This is a genomic window from Nocardioides campestrisoli (genome assembly GCF_013624435.2).
In the GTDB taxonomy this organism is placed as follows: Bacteria; Actinomycetota; Actinomycetes; order Propionibacteriales; family Nocardioidaceae; genus Nocardioides; species Nocardioides campestrisoli.
Map to the genome: position 1 here is coordinate 1095657 of NZ_CP061768.1, position 17405 is coordinate 1113061.

A 17405-nucleotide genomic window follows, 5' to 3' on the forward strand; every position below is an offset into this window, starting at 1 on the left:
CGTGAGCCGGTACCCGGCCTTCCGTCAGGCCGTGGCCGGGAACCGGACGCCGGTGTTGGCGTGGCACCGGTAGCCGAAGGGGTTCTTCGCCAGGTACTGCTGGTGCGCGTCCTCGGCGAAGTAGTAGCCGGCCTCCTCGGCGGGGCGGATCTCGGTGGTGATGTCACCGAGCTGGCGCCGGGCGAGCTCGTCGCCGTACACCTTCGTCAGGTCCCGCGCGGTCTGCTCCTGCTCGGGGGTGGTGAAGTAGATCGCCGAGCGGTACTGGGTGCCCACGTCGTTGCCCTGCCGCATGCCCTGCGTCGGGTCGTGGATCTCGAAGAACTTCTTCACCAGGTCGGCGAAGGAGACGACCTTCGGGTCGAAGACGATCCGCACGGCCTCGGTGTGGCCGGTCCGCCCGGAGCAGACCTCCTCGTACGTCGGGTGCGGGGTGATGCCTCCGGCGTAGCCGACCGAGGTCGACCAGACGCCGTCGATCTGCCAGTAGATCTCCTCCGCGCCCCAGAAGCAGCCGAGACCGAAGACGGCGACCTCCATGCCCTCGGGCACCTCCTCGGCCTGGACCGGGGTCTTCAGCACGAGGTGCTGGCCCAGGCGCCACGGCTGCTGCTCGCGGCCGGGCAGGGCGTCCTCGGGGGTGGGGAGCTGGGACTTGGTGCGACCGAACAGCACGGGATCTCCTCAGGGTCGACGGGCTCGGACTGCTACAACACCGCGACCGGTCCGGTGCTTCCCGCGCCGTCCCGGCTGCGCGTCAGCGGTGCTCGGGCGGCCGGCCCAGCGCGGCGTCCGGGTCCTCGGTCACCTCGGGGTCGCCGGGCGCGGAGTCGGGGCGGCGCTCGTGGTGCCGCCGCCCGCCGGTACGCCGCTCCTCCTTGAGCTCGGCCTCCTGCAGGTGCCGCTTGCCGGCGACCAGCTGCTCGCGGGCCTCGCGCTCGAGCCGCTTGACGTCGGCGTAGTAGCCGTCGTCGTACTCCTCCATGATCTGGAAGGTCCAGCGGCCCTCGAGCACGTTGCGCCCGACCAGCTCGCTGGCCACCCGCTCGGCCAGCTCGTGGTGCCCCGCGTCGCGGAGCAGCTCGGCCGCCTCGCCGGCGGCGAAGTCGGCGGTGCCGGTCAGCCGGTGGAACCCGTAGAGCATGCCGCGGGCCTGCTCGATGGTCTCCAGCGCCTCGGAGAGCTTGCCGAGCGCCTCGACCGTCTTGTCGTCGAGACCGGCCGGGCGGGTGTGTGCGTCGTCGATCGCCATGCGGAGCAGATACCCGCTCGGGCGCGCGGCTAGTCTCGGGCGGGTGAGCCAGTCCAACAGCAGCGAGCACGCCCACAAGTCCGGCTTCGAGACCCGGGCGATCCACGCCGGCTACGAGCCCGACCCGAGCACCGGGGCGGTGATCCCGCCGATCTACGCCACCAGCACCTACAAGCAGGACGGCGTCGGCGGCCTGCGCGGCGGCTACGAGTACAGCCGCTCGGCCAACCCCACCCGCACCGCGCTGGAGGGCGCGCTGGCCGCGGTCGAGGAGGGGGAGCGCGGCTTCGCGTTCGCCTCCGGTCTGGCGGCCGAGGACACCCTGGTGCGGGCGCTGTGCCGGCCCGGCGACCACGTGGTGCTCCCCGACGACGCGTACGGGGGCACCTTCCGGCTCTTCGACAAGGTCGAGCGCAGCTGGGGCCTGGAGCACAGCCCCGCGGCGGGCTCCGACCTCGACGCGGTGCGGGCCGCGATCCAGCCCGGCCGCACCAAGCTGGTCTGGGTGGAGACCCCGACGAACCCGCTGCTCAACATCGGCGACATCGAGGCGCTCGCCGCGGTCGCGCACGAGGCAGGCGCGCGACTGGTGGTCGACAACACCTTCGCCTCGCCGTACCTCCAGCAGCCGCTCACCCTGGGCGCCGACGTGGTCGTCCACTCGACCACCAAGTACGTCGGCGGCCACTCCGACGTCGTCGGCGGCGCCCTGGTGGTCCGCGACCTGGAGGTCGCCGAGGCGATCGCCTTCCACCAGAACTCGATCGGCGCCGTGCCCGGCCCGTTCGACAGCTTCCTGACCCACCGGGGGCTCAAGACGCTCGCGGTGCGGATGGACCGGCACTGCGACAACGCGGAGCGGATCGTCGACTTCCTCACCGGTCACCCGGCGGTGGCGCAGGTGATCTACCCGGGCCTGCCCGAGCACCCCGGGCACGCCGTCGCGGCCAAGCAGATGAAGCGCTTCGGCGGGATGGTCAGCTTCCGGGTGGCGGCCGGCGAGCAGGCGGCGCTGGACCTCTGCGCGCGCACCGAGGTCTTCACCCTGGGCGAGTCGCTGGGCGGCGTGGAGTCGCTGATCGAGCACCCCGGCCGGATGACGCACGCCAGCGTCGCGGGCACCGACCTGGAGGTCCCGGCCGACCTGGTCCGCCTCAGCGTCGGGATCGAGACGGTCGAGGACCTGCTGGCCGACCTCGACCGAGCCCTGGGCTGAGTGGGCTGACCGGGCTGACCAGGCGCCTGGGTAGCCTGACCCGATGACCAGGGACGGGGACGAGGGGCACCACCTCGACGAGGGGCCGGGCGGTGCCGAGGGGCAGCCGTCCGCGCAGCAGGTCGAGGCGGAGCGCACCCGGGAGAGCATCGCGGAGCGGATCACCCAGCAGCTGGCCAACCAGTGGGCGATGATCCGCGCCGAGCGGCGGGCCGAGCCCCGGCCGGTGATCACCACCGGGCCCTCGAACTTCAGCCGGGCGCAGGTGCCGTGGGGTCTCGACCTGGCGGCGGCCTGGGCGTGGCGGTTCATCGTGATCGCGGTCGCCGGCTACCTGATCGCCCGGACCGTCGCCGACTTCGCGGTGGTGACGCTGCCGCTGGCGATCGCCCTGCTGATCACGGCCCTGGTCAGCCCGTTCGTCCGCGGGGTGGCGCGGATCGGCATCCCGCGCGGGCTGGCCAGCATCAGCGCGGTGGTGCTGACCCTGGGTGTGGTCGGGGTGCTCCTCACGTTCGCGGGCCAGCAGGTCGCCACCGGCGCCACGGACCTGGCCGACCAGGTGGTCGCCGGCCTGCAGCAGATCCGGGTCTGGCTCCGCGACGGCCCGCTCAACGCCAGCGAGAGCCAGATCAACGACTACATCAAGGTCGCCCAGGACGCGATCACCGAGGGCACGCAGAACGGTGCGGTGGTCAGCCAGGTGACCGGCATCGGCAGCGCGCTGGGCCACGTCACGGCCGGCTTCTTCATCGTCCTGTTCGCGACGTACTTCTTCCTCGCCGACGGCGAGCGGATCTGGGCGTGGACCGTGCGGCTGGCGCCGCGGGCGGCCCGCGAGCACATGGACAACTCCGGGCGGGTGGCCTGGGTCTCGCTGACCCAGTTCGTCCGGGCCACCGTGATCGTCGCCCTGGTCGACGCGATCGGCGTGATGATCGTGGCCGAGATCCTCAGCGTCCCGTTCGTGCTGGCGATCGGCGTCCTGGTCTTCCTCGGCGCCTTCGTCCCGATGATCGGCGCCACGGTCGCGGGCTCCGTGGCCGTGCTGGTCGCGCTGGTGGACCAGGGGCCGTTCACCGCGCTGCTGATGCTCGGCGGCGTGATCCTGGTCCAGCAGCTCGAGGGTCACATCCTGCAGCCCTTCCTGATGGGCAGGTTCGTCTCCCTGCACCCGCTGGGCGTGATCGTGGCGATCGCCGTCGGCATCGTGCTCGCCGGGATCGGTGGGGCCCTGGTCGCCGTGCCGCTGGCCGCGGCGGTCAACGCCGTCGTCCAGCACCTGGCTGAGCAGACGTCGGTGGGGGAGCCGGACCCCGACGACCGGCTGGAGGAGGAGATAGCCGCCGAACGGTCGGAGGGCAACGAGGCCGAGCCGGTGCCCGCCCCCGACAGCCCGGTGGTCGACGACGACGAGGGGCGACGTGGCGATGGGTGAACAGCCGCGCAGCGAGCCGGTGGGACTGGCCGAGATCGAGCGGGCCGCGAGGACGCTCGAGGGGGTGGCCGTGCGCACCCCGATGGAGGAGTCGCGCTGGCTCTCCGACCTGGCCGGCGGCCCGGTCGGGCTCAAGTGCGAGAACCTCCAGCGCACCGGCTCCTTCAAGGCCCGCGGCGCCTACGTCCGGATCGCCGGGCTCAGCGAGGCCGAGCGGGCCCGGGGCGTGGTCGCCGCCTCGGCCGGCAACCATGCGCAGGGGGTGGCGCTGGCCGCCCAGGCGCTGGGCATCCGGGCCACCGTCTTCATGCCCGAGGGGGCGCCCATCCCCAAGGAGAACGCCACCCGGGGGTACGGCGCCGACGTGGTCTTCGCCGGCCGCTACCTGGAGGACGCGCTGGCCGCGGCCCGACAGTTCGCCCTCGACACCGGGGCGGTGCTCATCCACCCCTTCGACCACCCGGACGTGGTCGCCGGGCAGGGCACCTGCGGCCTGGAGATCCTGGAGCAGTCTCCCGAGGTGCGTACGGTGCTGGTGCCCACCGGCGGCGGCGGGCTGCTGGCCGGGATCGCACTGGCGGTGAAGGCGCTGCGCCCCGACGTGCGGGTAGTGGGCGTGCAGGCGGAGGGTGCCGCGGCCTTCCCCGGCTCGCTGGCCGCGGGTGCTCCGGTCGCGCTGGCTGCGATGAGCACGATGGCGGACGGGATCGCCGTGGGGCTGCCCGGGGAGCTCACCTTCGCCGCGGTCCGTGACCACGTGGACGAGGTGCGCACGGTCTCGGAGGAGTCGCTCTCACGCGCGCTGCTGGCGCTGCTGGAGCGGGCCAAGATGGTCGTCGAGCCCGCCGGCGCCGCCGCGGTGGCCGCGCTGCTGGACGAGCCCACCGCGTTCCAGACCCCGGCGGTCGCCGTGCTCTCGGGCGGGAACATCGACCCGCTGCTGCTGGGGCGGGTGATCCGGCACGGCCTGGCGTCCGCCGGGCGCTACCTCTACCTGCGGGTCTGCATCACCGACCGGCCCGGTGACCTGGCCAGGCTGTTGGCGCAGGTCAGCGAGACCGGCGCCAACGTGCTCGAGGTCGCGCACGAACGGTTCTCACCGACGCTGGCGCTGGACGAGGTCGAGGTCAGGCTCCAGCTGGAGACCCGCAGCACCGCTCACGCCGAGCGCGTCCTGGCCCGGTTGCGGGAGCGCGGTCACCGAGTCTTCGAGTGACGCGCGCTCCCCGCGGGAACGCAGAGTGGCTCAGCCGGTGAAGGGGACGGCGTCGACGATCTCGACCTTGAGGTCCTTGCCGTTGGGCGCCTCGTAGGTGACGGTCTCGCCCTTCTTGCGGCCGTTGATCGCGGCACCGAGGGCCGACTGGGGGGAGTAGACGGTCAGGCCGTCCTCCTCCATCTCCCGGGCGCCGAAGAGGAAGATCTCCTCGTCTCCGAAGTCGACGAACTTGACCGTGACCTTCATGCCCGGCTCCACGATCCCGTCGTCGGCCGGGGTCTCGCCGACCTCGGCGCGACGGAGCATGTCCTCCAGCTGACGGATCCGGGCCTCCTGCTTGCCCTGCTCGTCCTTGGCGGCGTGGTAGCCGCCGTTCTCCTTCAGGTCACCCTCGTCGCGGGCCGAGCTGATCTTCTCGATGATCTCCTGGCGCTTGGGGCCCTTGAGGTCCTCCAGCTCCGCCGTGAGCTTGTCGTAGGCGTCCTGGGTCAGCCAGATGGTGGCCTGATCGGTCGACTGGGTCATGGCTCCACTCCTGTAAGGAAAAGCAACACCCGCCGGGCTCCATCGCTCTGTCGCGATCTATCCCTCGAGCCCCGCGGGTGACTGGTTGACAGGTCAGTCTACCAACCGCGTGCCGAATGCGCCCGTTCGTCGACAGACCGGTCAGCGGCGCCGGGCCTGGCCCTCGACGCGGCACCCGACGTTCTCCGCGCTGGTGGCCCGGCGTTCGGTCCGCACGGTCACCTCCTGGCGGCCGTCGACACCGGTGAAGGCGAGCTCGCCGACCGTGGCCTTGTCGGAGGAGTAGGCGCGCACCAGGCAGTCGGCCTCCTCGACGCCGTCGAGCCGGACGTCGACCACCACGGTCACCGTGTGGTCGTCGACGACCTGGTAGCCGACCTGGCCCGACGACGCTGCGGGCGACCCGTGGAACCAGGCGGCCCAGCCCAGCCAGCCCAGCGAGACCACGGCGAGGAGGACCACGAGAGTGATCGCCAGCCGGCGTCGTCCGCGGGGGGGAGTGCCGTAGCGGGTGGCCAGATCTGCCTGCGAGCTCACGGCTCCAGAGTGCCACCTAGACTCCAGCCATGCAGACGCGCCCCCCGGCCGGCCCTCGCGCCGGTCTCCGCCTCATGCACGTGCACGCCCACCCCGACGACGAGTCGAGCAAGGGGGCGGCCAGCACGGCGAAGTACGTCGCCGAGGGCGTCGACGTGCACGTGGTCACCTGCACCGGTGGCGAGCGTGGCTCGATCCTGAATCCCAAGATGGACCGGCCCGACATCGCGGCGAAGATCACCGAGGTGCGGCGCCGGGAGATGGAGTGCGCGCGCGACATCCTGGGCGTCACCCAGGACTGGCTGGGCTTCGTCGACTCCGGCTGGCCCGAGGGCGACCCGAAGCCGCCGCTGCCCGACGGGTGCTTCGGTCTGGTCACCCCCGAGGAGGGTGCCGCCCCGCTGGTGCGGCTGATCCGCGAGTTCCGCCCGCACGTGGTCACGACGTACGACGAGAACGGCGGCTACCCGCACCCCGACCACATCAAGTGCCACGAGGTCTCGGTCGAGGCGTTCCACGCCGCCGGCGACCCGGAGCGCTACCCCGAGGCGGGGGAGCCCTGGCAGCCGCTCAAGCTCTACTACCACCACGGGTTCAACCGGCCCAAGACGGTCGCGCTGCACGAGGCGATGGTGGCCCACGGCCTGGAGTCGCCGTACGCCGAGCGGCTGGAGAAGTGGGAGCCGAACCCGGAGTGGGACGACCGGATCACCACCCGGGTGCCCTGCGGCGACTACTTCGGCGTGCGCGACCAGGCCCTGCTGGCGCACGCGACCCAGATCGACCCGGACGGGTTCTGGTTCTCCGTGCCGCGCGAGATCCAGCAGGAGGTCTGGCCGACGGAGGACTACGAGCTGGTGGTCAGCCACGTGCCGACCGAGCTGCCCGAGGACGACCTCTTCACTGGGATCGACCTCACCTCGTGATTCGACCGGTCGCCTGAGACACTGGGACCATGCTCGACCTCTTCGACCCCTCGTTCCTCGACCCGCTGCTCACGCTCGCTGACGGCGCGCCCCGGCCCGCCCCGGAGCCCGAGGACGTGAAGGCCGGCTGGACGGCGCTCCTCCTCTGGCTGGGGATGGCGGTGGCGGTCGCCCTGCTGGGCTGGAGCCTGGTCCGCCAGCTGCGCAAGACCAACGCCGCCCGGGACGCGGGAGTCTTCGGTGACGAGCCCGCGCCCGCGGCCGAGGACGAGCGGGAGACGCCCCGCCCCTGAGGCGCCCGCGGAGCCGGTCCGTTTGGTCGCGCATGGCCCTGGGTACCGGCCGGTCATGATCTTCCAAATTCTCGGCCTTCTGCTGGTGGGCATCGTGATCGGTGCCCTCGCTCGACTGCTTCGCCCCGGCAAGCAGTCCATGAGCATGGTCGCGACCATGCTCCTCGGTGTCGTCGGCGCCATCATCGGTGGTCTCATCGGTGGTCTCTTCAACGACAACACCAACCCCTTCGAGCTCAACTTCCTGGGCTTCGTCTTCGCGGTGATCGCGGCCTTCCTGCTGGTGGGCGTCGCGGAGGGCATGTCCAGCCGGAACAAGAACACCGTCTGACCCCACCACCAGGGACTCAGCACCACCTGCAGTTCAGCACCACCCGGGCGGAGACGCCCTCGCCACGACCGCGCGGCCACCAGGCTGCGCGGTCGTGTGCATGTGGCAGCAGCACGACCGCGTGACCCGGGTCACAGATGGGCTATCTTCTGCCTGTGCGCCGAACGATCCTGGTCATGCTCTCCGCCCTCCTCCCGGCCCTGGCTGCCCTGGCGCTCATGCCGCCGGGCCACGCTGCCCCCGACACCTTCAGCCGGGTGTGGGACCGGGGCCCCGGGGGTGAGCGGATGGTCGCGCTGGGCGACTCCTTCGCCTCCGGGCCGGGGATCGCCCCGCAGCGCCCGGAGGGGTGCTCGCGCAGCGAGCGGAACTTCCCGAGCCTGGTCGCCGGGGTGCTGGACCGTGCCCCTGGTGGGCTGACCGCCTACACCGACGCCAGCTGCGGGGGAGCGCGGTCGGTCGACCTCTTCTCCGCCCAGTCCCTGCCCGGCGGCCGGACGAACTCCCCGCAGCTCGACGCGCTGGACGCCGACACCACCCTGGTCACCTTCGGCACCCTGGGCGGCAACGACATCGGCCTGGTCCAGCTCGCGACGTCCTGCTTCAGCACCGACTGCGTGCCCGCGGCCGGCACCGACCCGTACGCCGAGCGGTTCCGCACCCTGGAGACCCAGCTGAGCCGCGGCATCGCGCAGGCACGCAGCCGCGCTCCTCGCGCCCGGATCCTGGTGATCGGCTACGGCACCTACCTGCCGCCCAGCGGCTGCGTGGCGACCTTCGGTGGCGCCCTGAGCGCCCAGGAGTTCACCTACGTGCAGAGCCAGATCGACCGGATGTCCGACACCCTGGAGCGCGTGGCCACCGGGCCGGACGTCGACTTCGTCGACATGCGCGACATCCCGGGCTCGGTGGACCGCACGGCCTGTGCGGAGCCGCGGCGCCAGTGGATCCGCGCGCTCGAGACCTACGGTGACGGGGCGGTGCTCCATCCCTCCGCGTGCGGCATGGACGCGATGGCCCAGCACCTGGTGCGCACGCTCCAAGGGCTGCGCGGTGAGCCGCAGACGCCCTTCGACGACTCCTGCGTGAGCGCCGGCCCGGCCCCGCAGCCCACGCCGACCACGCCCACCCCGTCCGCGACGCCGACCCCGACGCCGACCACCACCCCGACCCAGGTGCCCGCCCCCTCCCCGAACCGTGCCGCGCGTCGAGTGCAGCTGCGCGCGGAGGCGAAGTCGCTGACCCTGCGGCCTTCCTGCTCGAACGCCCGGGCCCGGGTCCAGGTGCGTGGCACCACCGAGCGGCTCGCCCGGGTCCGGTTTTCCGTCGGCCCGAAGAAGGTCGGCGTCGATCGCACCGGCCCGTTCCGGGTCTCCCTGCGGGCGGCGAAGCTGCCGGCCCGCGGCCAGCTGCGGGCCAAGGTGGTCCTGCGCGACGGAGACCTGCGGGTGGTCCGCAACCTGCGGCGCGCGCGGCCGGCCTGCCTGCGCTGAGCCGCCACGGCCATGGCGCTCACGGCGGCGTGGTGCGCTCCCGCAGCCAGGTGGTGGTGCCCGGGGCCATGCCGCGGGACTTCGGCGTCTGGGGGACCGGGACCACGATCAGCGCCGCCTCCCCGGGCAGCGCCCACTTGAGCGCGTGGTAGACGGCCGAGAGCGACTCGGTGCTCTCCAGCAGGAGCAACCCGTCGGCGACCTCGCGCGCCTCGTGCCAGGGCCCCTCCAGGTCCTCGGGCGGTACGGCGGTCCAGGCGAGGTAGACGGTCACCGTGCCGATCCTGCCTGAGTCGATCCTGCCTGAGCCGGTCCTGCCTGAGCCGGTCCTTCCGTGCGCGGTCCCGCGAGGCGCGGCTCGGCGACGGTGAAGACCTGCCCGTTGACCGGGAACTCCGGCTGGGCGCCGGGCTTGACGCCGGACCCGGTCCACCGGGGGTCCAGGGCGGGCTCGAGCTCCAGGCCGGACCAGGTCATCGGGATCCCCGCGGCTCCGCTCGGCCGGGGTCCGTCCATCAGCTGCACGTGCAGGTGGGGCTCCGAGGAGTTGCCGGTGTTGCCGACCTCGGCGAGCTGGTGCCCCGCCGCCACCCGGGCACCGGCGGCGACGGTGGCCGACCCTCGTCGCAGGTGGGCGTAGGCGGCGCAGGTGCCGTCGTCGTGCTCGACCACGACGTGGTTGCCCAGGAGCCCGGCGGCACCGCGCAGCTCGCGCCAGAACCCGTCGACCGTGAGCATCGCGATCAGCAGCGGCCAGGTGTCGCGGGCCCGGTGGTCGCGCTGACCGTCGGCGACGCGCAGCACCGTGCCGCCCGCCATCGCATGCACCGGCCGGCCGAACGCGGCGTACGAGGCGGGCCGGCGGCCGCGCAGCGACCAGCCGAGCCGTGCGGGCGCCTCCTCTCCGCTGGGGACCAGCAGGTCCACGGCGTACGTCTGACCCATGGAGCGGACCCCGTGGCTCGGCACCGCCGACCCGGGGCTGTTCAGGGCCACCCAGCGACCCCGCACCGGCGCGAGCACCGGCACCGGGTCGCGCGACGGCGGTTGCGTGGGACGCACCAGGAAGAGCAGGAACGGGACGGCGACCACGAGCAGGCCCCAGGGGAACGGCACGTCCACCACGGCGGTGACCACGACCGCGAGCACGAAGAGACGCAGCCACCAGGTCTGCCCGCGGGCGATCGCGCCCCTCATCGCCGGGCCGCCTGCACCATGACCAGGGCGGGGACCACCCGGGCGACCGGTACCTCGTACCGCCCACCGCCGAGGGCGCTCAGCCAGCCGGCGGCGACCAGCTGGCGCAGGTGGTGGTAGACCTGCCCGCTGGTCCCGACGCCCTCGGTCGCGGTCAGCTCCGGGACGGTGGCCACTCCGGCCAGAACCTGCTGGAGCAGTCGCAGCCGGACCGGGTGCCCCAGGGCGGCGAAGGCATCGCTCGTGGTCGCCCAGTCGAGCTCGAGCAGGTCCTGGGTGACGGCTCCCTCCTGCCACTGGGCCGTGCGACCGTCGGGCAGCTCGACGTGGCCCACCAGCATCACCGCGCCGGGCCCCGGCACCCGCGCCCGCAGCCCCTCCAGGGCCCAGAAGACCGGGTCCGCCGCGGCGGCGGGGGACTGGCTGGTCTGGCTGGTCTGGGTGATCTGGGTGGCCTCGAGCGCGGCGATGCGGCGCTCGAGATCGGTGACACGGTCGTCGAGACTCATGGCACCACGATAGTACGTAATTACGTGATGTCGTGATCTGCCGGCGGGAAGACGCAGAACTCGTTGCCCTCCGGGTCCGCCAGGACGGTCCATCCCGGCTGCTCCCAGCGCGGCTCTGCCCCCCGGGCCAGCAGCTCCTCCACCCGGCCGGTCACGTCCCAGTGCACCCGGGAGGGCGCCGTCCGCGGCTCAGGCACCGGGACGAAGTCGAGGGTCATCCGCTCGTCGACCGCGACGCCCTCCAGCGTCCACCAGTCGTGCTCCGGCGCGTGGGTCGCCTCCGCGCCGAAGAGCGCTCCCCACCAGCGGGCCTGGGCCTGCGGGTCGGCGCAGTCGACGACCACCCCGTGCAGCCGGTAGCCAGGCACCTGTCCGGGGGGTCGGAGGAAGGCGCAGAACTCGTTGCCCTCCGGGTCGGCCATCACCGTCCACCCGAGCCCGGTCGCCTCGGCGGGGGCGAGCACCGTGGCGCCGCGCGCGACCAGCTCCTCGATCGTGGCCGAGTCGATGTCCGGGTGCATCCGGTTCTTCACCCGGTGGGGACGGTCCACCTCGTTGAGCCACACGGTGTGCCGCGCGGTCGGTCCGTCGAGCCGGTGGGGTGCGGTGGGGTCCGCCACGTCCAGGCCGAGCACCGGGGCCCAGAACCGCGACTGGGCGGCCACGTCCACGGCGTCCAGGCACAGCGCCTTCCAGGTCACGAGCGGCCGGGGCATCTGTGGTTCGGTGGTCACCGTCACAGTGAACCAGGGACGAACGGCCCTGGCACGCCCCCGGGGCCGCTTCCAGGATGGAGCGATGGTCACCGAGAGGATCACCGCCTCCGCCTGGTCCGCCGGCTCCGCCGACCGGCTGTGGGCGCTGGCCAGCGACGTGGAGCGTTGGCCCGATCGGCTGGACACGGTCGACTCGGTGCGCGAGCTGAGCAGCGGGCCCACCCAGGTCGGCTCCCGGTTCGAGGTGCGTCAGCCCGGGCTGCCCCGGGCCGTGTGGGAGGTGACCGACTGGCAGGCCCGCTCCTTCACCTGGGTCTCCTCGGCCCTCGGCATCCGCAGCACGGCGGTGCACTCGGTGCGCGAGGACCACGACGGCGCGAGCCTGGACCTGTCGCTGGAGTGGACCGGGCCCCTGACGGTGGTGATGAGTCGGCTGCTGGGCGGTCGGGCGACGGGGATGGTCGAGCACGAGGCGGTCACCTTCGCGCGGCTGGCCGAGCGGGAGACGCCGGAGGGCGGCCTGTCCTAGCCGGGTGGCAAGGTGGCCCGGTGACCCGGATCTCCCTCTCCCGCCTGCCCGGGGAACGGGCGCTGGTCCGGGACGGGGCGCAGGAGCGGGTGCTCGACGCGACCGACCTGCCGGCGTACGTGGCCGACCGCGAAGAGGCGGAGTCCCCGCGCTGGGTCTGGGACGACACGGCGCGGTGGTACCCCTCGCTGCTCGCCGCGGGGGTCCGGGTGGCGCGCTGCCACGACCTGAGGCTCTGCCACCACCTGCTGCGCCGGGCGCCGGCCGCGGACGCCCGGCTGCTCGACGGCGAGGAGTCCGGGCACTGGGACCGGCTCGGTCCGAGCACGCCGTCGGAGCCGGCGCTCTTCTCCGTCGACGACACCGCGGAGCACCTGCGCGCCGACCTCGAGGACGCTCGGCAGCTCGCCGTCGTGACCGCCTCCCGGGAGCCCTCGCGGTTGCGGCTGCTGCTCGCCGCGGAGTCCGCTGGCGCCCTGGTCGCGGTGGAGATGACGCATGCCGGGGTGCCCTGGCGCACCGATGTGCACGAGCGGCTGCTCGCGGACCTGCTCGGTCCGCGGCCACCGCGCGGGGCCCGACCCGCTCGGCTCGAGGAGCTCGCCGAGCAGGTGCGTCGGGCGCTCGAGAGCCCAGGGCTCAACCCCGACTCGCGCCCCGACCTGCTGTCCGCGCTGCGCCGCGCCGGCCTCGACGTGGAGGACACGCGGGCCTGGACGCTGCGCCGGCTCGACCACCCCGGGATCGAGCCGCTGTTGCGCTACAAGCAGCTCGCGCACCTCTTCTCCACCTCCGGCTGGGCCTGGAGCGACCAGTGGGTGCGGGGCGGTCGGTTCCGCCCCGTCTACCAGCCCGCCGGGTCGTCCACCGGGCGCTGGTCGTCGGCCGGGGGCGGTGCGCTGTCGTTCCCGGCGCAGATCCGCCCGGCGGCCGTCGCCGACGACGGGTGGACGCTGGTGGTCTCCGACGTCGCCCAGCTCGAGCCGCGGGTGCTCGCCGGGATGAGCGGCGACACCGCACTCGCCCGCTCCGCCAGGGGCGCGGACCTCTACCAGGGGATGGTCGAGGACGGCGCCGTGGCCAGCCGCAACGACGCCAAGCTCGGTCTGCTCGGCGCGATGTACGGCGCGACCAGCGGGCAGAGCGGGCGGATGGTGGCCGGGCTCTCGCGCCGCTACCCCGAGGCGTTCGGCCTGGTCGAGGCCGCCGCCCGGGCCGGCGAACGCGGCGAGTCGGTGCGCACGCTGCTGGGCCGGGGGTCGCCGAGCCTCGGCGAGGTCTGGGACCACGACCCGACCGCGCCGTCCGCCGACCCCGACGGGCAGGCACGGCTGCGGCGGGCGTACGGCCGGTTCACCCGCAACTTCGTGGTGCAGGGCACCGGTGCCGAGTGGGCGCTGTGCTGGCTGGCCGACCTGCGCGCCCGGCTGTGGCGCCTGGGCGCGCAGGGGGGAGCGGACCGGCCGCTCACCGCCCGGCCGCACCTGGTCTTCTTCCTGCACGACGAGGTCGTCGTGCACACCCCGCAGGCCCTGGCCGAGCGGGTCGTCGAGGAGTGTCGGCGGGCCGCGGCGTCCGCCGCGGACCTGCTCTTCCGCGAGCTGGCCGTCGACTTCCCGCTCAACGTCTCCGTCGTCCGGTCCTACGCGGAGGCGGGCAAGCCCGGGGTGGCAGGGGTGGCACCGCCCGATCGGGACGCGTGACCCGCACGGCTCGGGACCAGGGTCCTTTGACGACGAGGGGCGGCGGCGATTCGATGGAAGAGCGCGGTCCGGTCCTGCAGAGGCACCGGAACGTTTGCCCGTCGGAGGGTCCGGGCACGTGACCCCCCGTCCTGCTCGGAGACATGGAAGGAAGCACTCGTGGCTACCACTCACCCGGCCGTCCGGGCTCGAGACGAGGACCGCAAGGCAGAGCTGTGGGGACTGGCGATGCTCTGGTTCGTCCCGTGCGTCGGCTTTCTGATGGCCGTCCTCGGACTGGGCTACTGACGCCCGTCCCTCCGTGCGGCCCCTGAGGCCTCGCTCCGAGCACGGCCCGGAGCGCCGCCTCAGGTGCCGCAGAAGGTCTGGTACGCCGAGTCGAACTCGGCCGGACCTGCCTCGGCGTACCGCTCCAGACCGGGGCGCTCGTCGTAGGGCGACGTCACCGCCGTCATCAGCTGCCGCAGTGGCGCGAGGTCCCCGGCGACCGCGGCGCTGAGCGCCTCCTCGACCAGGTGGTTGCGCGGCACGTAGACCGGGTTGGTCCGGTCCATGACGTCGGCCTCGGGGGAGAGCACCGTCCAGTCGTCGAGCCAGGCGTCGACCGCGGCCAGGTCGAGCACCAAGGACCGGGCTGGCTCGCGGTCGCCGCGGGCGGCCCGGCCCAGCGCCCGGAAGAAGCCCGTGTGGTCGACGTGGCCGGCGGTCATCAGCTCGTCCAGCCGGGCGGCGAGCGCGGCCACCGTCGCGTCGGTGACCGAGGCGGAGACCAGGCCGAGCTGCTCCCGCGACCTCGCCGTGGAGGCGGCCGCGAGCAGCGGCCGGAAGGTGGCCAGCTGCTCGGTGGCGAGCGCGACCGCGGCGCTCTCGTCGTCTGCGAGGAGCGGCAGCATCGCCTCGGCGAGCCGGGCCAGGTTCCACTCCGCGGCCGCGGGCTGGTTGCCGAAGGCGTACCGACCGCCGGTGTCGATGGAGCTGAAGACCCGCCGCGGGTCGTGGGCGTCGAGGAAGGCGCACGGCCCGTAGTCGATCGTCTCCCCGGAGAGGGTCATGTTGTCGGTGTTCATCACCCCGTGCACGAAGCCGAGCGCCGTCCACCGGGCGAGCAGCTCGGCCTGCGCGGCGACGACCGCGGCGTACAGGGCCAGGTAGGGGTGCTCCGCCTCCGCCGCCTCGGGGTAGTGGCGGGCGATCGCGTGGTCGGCCAGCCGGCGCAGCAGGGACACCTCGCCGGTGGCGCGGGCGTACTGGAAGGTGCCGACCCGCAGGTGGCTGCTGGCGACGCGGGCGAGCACGGCGCCCGGCAGCACGGTCTCGCGCTGCACCGGTCGGCCCGTGGCGACGACGGCCAGCGACCGGGTGGTCGGCACGCGGAGCGCGTGCATCGCCTCGCTCACCACGTACTCGCGCAGCATCGGGCCGACCGCGGCCAGACCGTCCCCTCCGCGCGCGAGCGGGGTGCGCCCCGACCCCTTGAGGTGGAGGTCGCGGACCCGGCCCGCCGGGTCGGTGAGCTCACCGAGCAGCAGGGCCCGGCCGTCGCCCAGGCGCGGCGACCAGCCGCCGAACTGGTGCCCGGCGTAGACCTGGGCGACCGGTGCCGCCCCCTCGGGGACCGCGCCCCCGGTCAGCAGGGCGATCCCGTCCGCGCTGCGCAGCCACCCGGCGTCGAGGCCGAGCTCGGCGGCCAGCTCCTCGTTGAGGACCAGCAGCTCGGGCTCCGGGGCCGGCTCGGCGCGCCAGGGCACGGCCAGCTCGGGGAGGTCGGTCGCGTAGCGGCGGTCGAGGACGATCCGGGAGGCGGGTGCGGTGGAGGTCACCCCCTCCACGGTACCGACCTGAGGGGCCGCAGACGAGCGCCTGCCTCAGCGCAGGGCGTACGTCGCCAGGGAGACCCCGACGTAGTGGCTGAGGAAGGCCAGGATGGTGAAGGTGTGGAAGACCTCGTGGAAGCCGAACCAGCGCGGGTTGGGGTCGGGCCGCTTCGTGCCGTAGACGACGCCGCCCAGGGTGTAGAGCGCTCCGCCGACCACGACCAGGGTGATCACCGCGATGCCGAGGGGCCGGCCGTAGTCCATCGCACCGTCGACGAACCCGCCGAAGAAGAAGACCGGCGCCCAGCCCAGGGCGATGTAGATCGGCGCGGACAGCCAGCGCGGGTGCTTGAGCCAGAACAGCTTCATCGCCACGCCGGCCAGCGCGCCGCCCCAGCTGATCCCGAGCATCCACCACCGGTCGGCCCCGTCCAGCAGGAGCACCGCGAACGGGGTGCAGGAGCCGGCGATCAGCACGAAGATGTTGGAGTGGTCGAAGCGCTTGAGGTGCGCGTGCGTCCGCGGCGACCAGCGCCCGCGGTGGTAGACGGCCGAGACGGTGAACAGCAGCAGCGCGGAGAGCGCGAAGACGGCGGACGCCAGACGGGTGGCCGGGGTGGGGGAGAGCGCGACCAGCACGATCCCCGCGGCCAGCGCCACCGGCACGGTCCCGGCGTGCAGCCAGCCGCGCAGCTTGGGCTTGACGTCCTCCAGGGCACCTTCGACCCTGTCCTGCAGGTGATCCATGCGTGTGCGCGCCGCGTCGCTCATGACCCCCAAGTTACGACACCGTAGGTGGCGGGTCACGGATTCGCGACGCTCGTCACTCCGTGCCCGGCGTGCGTGAGGCGCGGCGACCGTGGTGGGTAGCATCGGCGTTCATGGGGAACTTCAAGGACGCCGTGCGCCGGCTGCTCTACCCGGCGTACGAGTCCCGGGTGGTGAAGTTCCTCCCGCCCGACCGGATCCCCCAGCACGTGGGCGTGATGCTCGACGGCAACCGGCGGTGGGCGCGGGCGGTCGGGGCCGAGACGTCCAAGGGCTACCAGGCCGGCGCCGACAACATCGAGCCGTTCCTGGGGTGGTGCGAGGAGCTCGGGGTCAAGGTGGTCACCCTGTGGCTGCTGTCCACCGACAACCTCAACCGCCCGACGGAGCAGCTGACCGGGCTGCTCACCGTGATCGAGGGCGCCGTTGACTCGCTGGCGGCGACCGGTCGCTGGCGGGTGCACCCCGTGGGCGCGCTGGACCTGCTGCCCGACGAGACCCAGTCCCGGTTCAAGGCGGCCGCCGAGGCGACCCGGGACGTGGACGGCCTGCTGGTCAACGTGGCCGTCGGGTACGGCGGACGCCAGGAGATTGCCGACGCCGTACGCTCGCTCCTGCTCGAGCAGGCGGCGGCCGGCAGGACCCTGGAGGAGCTCGCCGAGACCCTCGACGTGGAGCACATCGCGGAGCACCTCTACACCAAGGGCCAGCCCGATCCGGACCTGGTGATCCGCACCTCGGGAGAGCAGCGCCTGAGCGGCTTCCTGCTCTGGCAGAGCGCGCACAGCGAGTTCTACTTCTGCGAGGCGCTCTGGCCGGACTTCCGGCGGGTCGACTTCCTCCGGGCGATCCGGGCGTACGCCGAGCGGGAGCGTCGGTTCGGGACCTGACCCGGCCGTCCGGGACCGCACCGGTCTGCGGATGGGCGCCGGCGATCTC

General features: G+C 73.4%; 21 protein-coding genes. 11 read left to right on the plus strand and 10 right to left on the minus strand.

The genetic code is table 11. The features are described 5' to 3' along the window. Positions 1-24: 24 nt before the first annotated feature. Positions 25-675 (minus strand): peptide-methionine (S)-S-oxide reductase MsrA, encoded by a 651-nt coding sequence (msrA, locus tag H8838_RS05255; RefSeq protein WP_397181791.1) that lies wholly within the window; start codon positions 673-675, stop codon positions 25-27. An 82-nt stretch (positions 676-757) separates the two neighbouring features. After that, the gene (locus H8838_RS05260; RefSeq protein WP_185996404.1) at positions 758-1252 is read right to left on the minus strand and encodes a hypothetical protein; all 495 of its coding nucleotides are present in this window, start codon (positions 1250-1252) and stop codon (positions 758-760) included. Between the two features lie 43 nt (positions 1253-1295). Here H8838_RS05260 and H8838_RS05265 point away from each other — a divergent pair, with 43 nt between their 5' ends. From H8838_RS05265 to ilvA, 3 genes are read left to right on the plus strand one after another with little or no spacing between them, the layout of a single operon-like run. Beyond that, positions 1296-2468 (plus strand): cystathionine gamma-synthase, encoded by a 1173-nt coding sequence (locus H8838_RS05265; RefSeq protein ID WP_224766397.1) that lies wholly within the window; start codon positions 1296-1298, stop codon positions 2466-2468. 43 nt (positions 2469-2511) lie between these two features. Further along, a complete protein-coding gene (locus H8838_RS05270; RefSeq protein WP_181311500.1) occupies positions 2512-3906 on the plus strand; it encodes an AI-2E family transporter in 1395 nt (464 codons plus the stop codon). After that, a complete protein-coding gene (ilvA, locus tag H8838_RS05275) occupies positions 3899-5122 on the plus strand; it encodes a threonine ammonia-lyase (RefSeq protein ID WP_181311499.1) in 1224 nt (407 codons plus the stop codon). The genes H8838_RS05270 and ilvA overlap by 8 nt, the downstream gene beginning before the upstream one ends. A 30-nt stretch (positions 5123-5152) precedes the next feature. Here the strand turns inward: ilvA and greA are convergent, their stop codons facing one another. Further along, complete coding sequence (greA, locus tag H8838_RS05280) at positions 5153-5650, minus strand: transcription elongation factor GreA (protein ID WP_181311498.1); 498 nt, start codon at positions 5648-5650, stop codon at positions 5153-5155. Between the two features lie 141 nt (positions 5651-5791). Beyond that, positions 5792-6187, minus strand: a complete 396-nt coding sequence (locus H8838_RS05285) for a DUF4307 domain-containing protein (RefSeq protein WP_181311497.1) — start codon at positions 6185-6187, stop codon at positions 5792-5794. A gap of 29 nt (positions 6188-6216) precedes the next feature. Between H8838_RS05285 and mca the strand changes: the two genes are divergently transcribed. The 4 genes from mca to H8838_RS05305 all read left to right on the plus strand — a co-directional run bounded on the left by mca (position 6217) and on the right by H8838_RS05305 (position 9230). Continuing rightward, positions 6217-7113: a mycothiol conjugate amidase Mca gene (gene mca / locus H8838_RS05290; protein WP_185996405.1), complete on the plus strand. Its 897-nt coding sequence runs from the start codon at positions 6217-6219 to the stop codon at positions 7111-7113. Positions 7114-7142: 29 nt separating this feature from the next. Beyond that, positions 7143-7406, plus strand: a complete 264-nt coding sequence (locus H8838_RS05295) for a hypothetical protein (protein ID WP_185996406.1) — start codon at positions 7143-7145, stop codon at positions 7404-7406. Positions 7407-7461: 55 nt separating this feature from the next. After that, positions 7462-7737: a GlsB/YeaQ/YmgE family stress response membrane protein gene (locus tag H8838_RS05300; RefSeq protein ID WP_219924234.1), complete on the plus strand. Its 276-nt coding sequence runs from the start codon at positions 7462-7464 to the stop codon at positions 7735-7737. Positions 7738-7892: 155 nt separating this feature from the next. Further along, a complete protein-coding gene (locus H8838_RS05305; protein ID WP_185996407.1) occupies positions 7893-9230 on the plus strand; it encodes an SGNH/GDSL hydrolase family protein in 1338 nt (445 codons plus the stop codon). A 19-nt stretch (positions 9231-9249) separates the two neighbouring features. Here H8838_RS05305 and H8838_RS05310 read toward each other — a convergent pair whose 3' ends face one another. From H8838_RS05310 to H8838_RS05325, 4 genes are read right to left on the minus strand one after another with little or no spacing between them, the layout of a single operon-like run. Further along, positions 9250-9504, minus strand: coding sequence for a hypothetical protein (locus H8838_RS05310; RefSeq protein WP_181311493.1), 255 nt, complete (start codon positions 9502-9504; stop codon positions 9250-9252). Continuing rightward, on the minus strand, positions 9501-10427 hold the full coding sequence (locus tag H8838_RS05315) for a M23 family metallopeptidase (protein ID WP_185996408.1): 927 nt from the start codon (positions 10425-10427) through the stop codon (positions 9501-9503). Before H8838_RS05315 ends, H8838_RS05310 begins: the two co-directional genes overlap by 4 nt. Further along, on the minus strand, positions 10424-10936 hold the full coding sequence (locus tag H8838_RS05320) for an ArsR/SmtB family transcription factor (protein WP_185996409.1): 513 nt from the start codon (positions 10934-10936) through the stop codon (positions 10424-10426). The genes H8838_RS05315 and H8838_RS05320 overlap by 4 nt, the downstream gene beginning before the upstream one ends. Positions 10937-10956: 20 nt before the next feature. Further along, the gene (locus H8838_RS05325) at positions 10957-11670 is read right to left on the minus strand and encodes a VOC family protein (protein WP_185996410.1); all 714 of its coding nucleotides are present in this window, start codon (positions 11668-11670) and stop codon (positions 10957-10959) included. A gap of 64 nt (positions 11671-11734) precedes the next feature. On the opposite strand from H8838_RS05325, the gene H8838_RS05330 reads away from it, so the two are divergent. The 3 genes from H8838_RS05330 (at position 11735) to H8838_RS20185 (ending at position 14172) form a co-directional block, all read left to right on the plus strand. Continuing rightward, positions 11735-12181 (plus strand): SRPBCC family protein, encoded by a 447-nt coding sequence (locus tag H8838_RS05330; protein WP_181311489.1) that lies wholly within the window; start codon positions 11735-11737, stop codon positions 12179-12181. 20 nt (positions 12182-12201) lie between these two features. After that, positions 12202-13884 carry a bifunctional 3'-5' exonuclease/DNA polymerase gene (locus tag H8838_RS05335; RefSeq protein WP_185996411.1) on the plus strand — a complete coding sequence of 561 codons (1683 nt, stop codon included), beginning with the start codon at positions 12202-12204 and terminating at the stop codon, positions 13882-13884. Between the two features lie 159 nt (positions 13885-14043). Beyond that, positions 14044-14172, plus strand: coding sequence for a hypothetical protein (locus tag H8838_RS20185; protein WP_263458204.1), 129 nt, complete (start codon positions 14044-14046; stop codon positions 14170-14172). A 59-nt stretch (positions 14173-14231) separates the two neighbouring features. Here the strand turns inward: H8838_RS20185 and H8838_RS05340 are convergent, their stop codons facing one another. Continuing rightward, the gene (locus tag H8838_RS05340) at positions 14232-15704 is read right to left on the minus strand and encodes a protein adenylyltransferase SelO (RefSeq protein WP_185996412.1); all 1473 of its coding nucleotides are present in this window, start codon (positions 15702-15704) and stop codon (positions 14232-14234) included. 45 nt (positions 15705-15749) lie between these two features. Beyond that, positions 15750-16469: a PAQR family membrane homeostasis protein TrhA gene (gene trhA / locus H8838_RS05345; RefSeq protein WP_185996413.1), complete on the minus strand. Its 720-nt coding sequence runs from the start codon at positions 16467-16469 to the stop codon at positions 15750-15752. A gap of 110 nt (positions 16470-16579) precedes the next feature. Here trhA and H8838_RS05350 point away from each other — a divergent pair, with 110 nt between their 5' ends. Continuing rightward, on the plus strand, positions 16580-17356 hold the full coding sequence (locus H8838_RS05350; protein ID WP_181311485.1) for an isoprenyl transferase: 777 nt from the start codon (positions 16580-16582) through the stop codon (positions 17354-17356). The last annotated feature ends 49 nt before the right edge of the window (positions 17357-17405 follow it).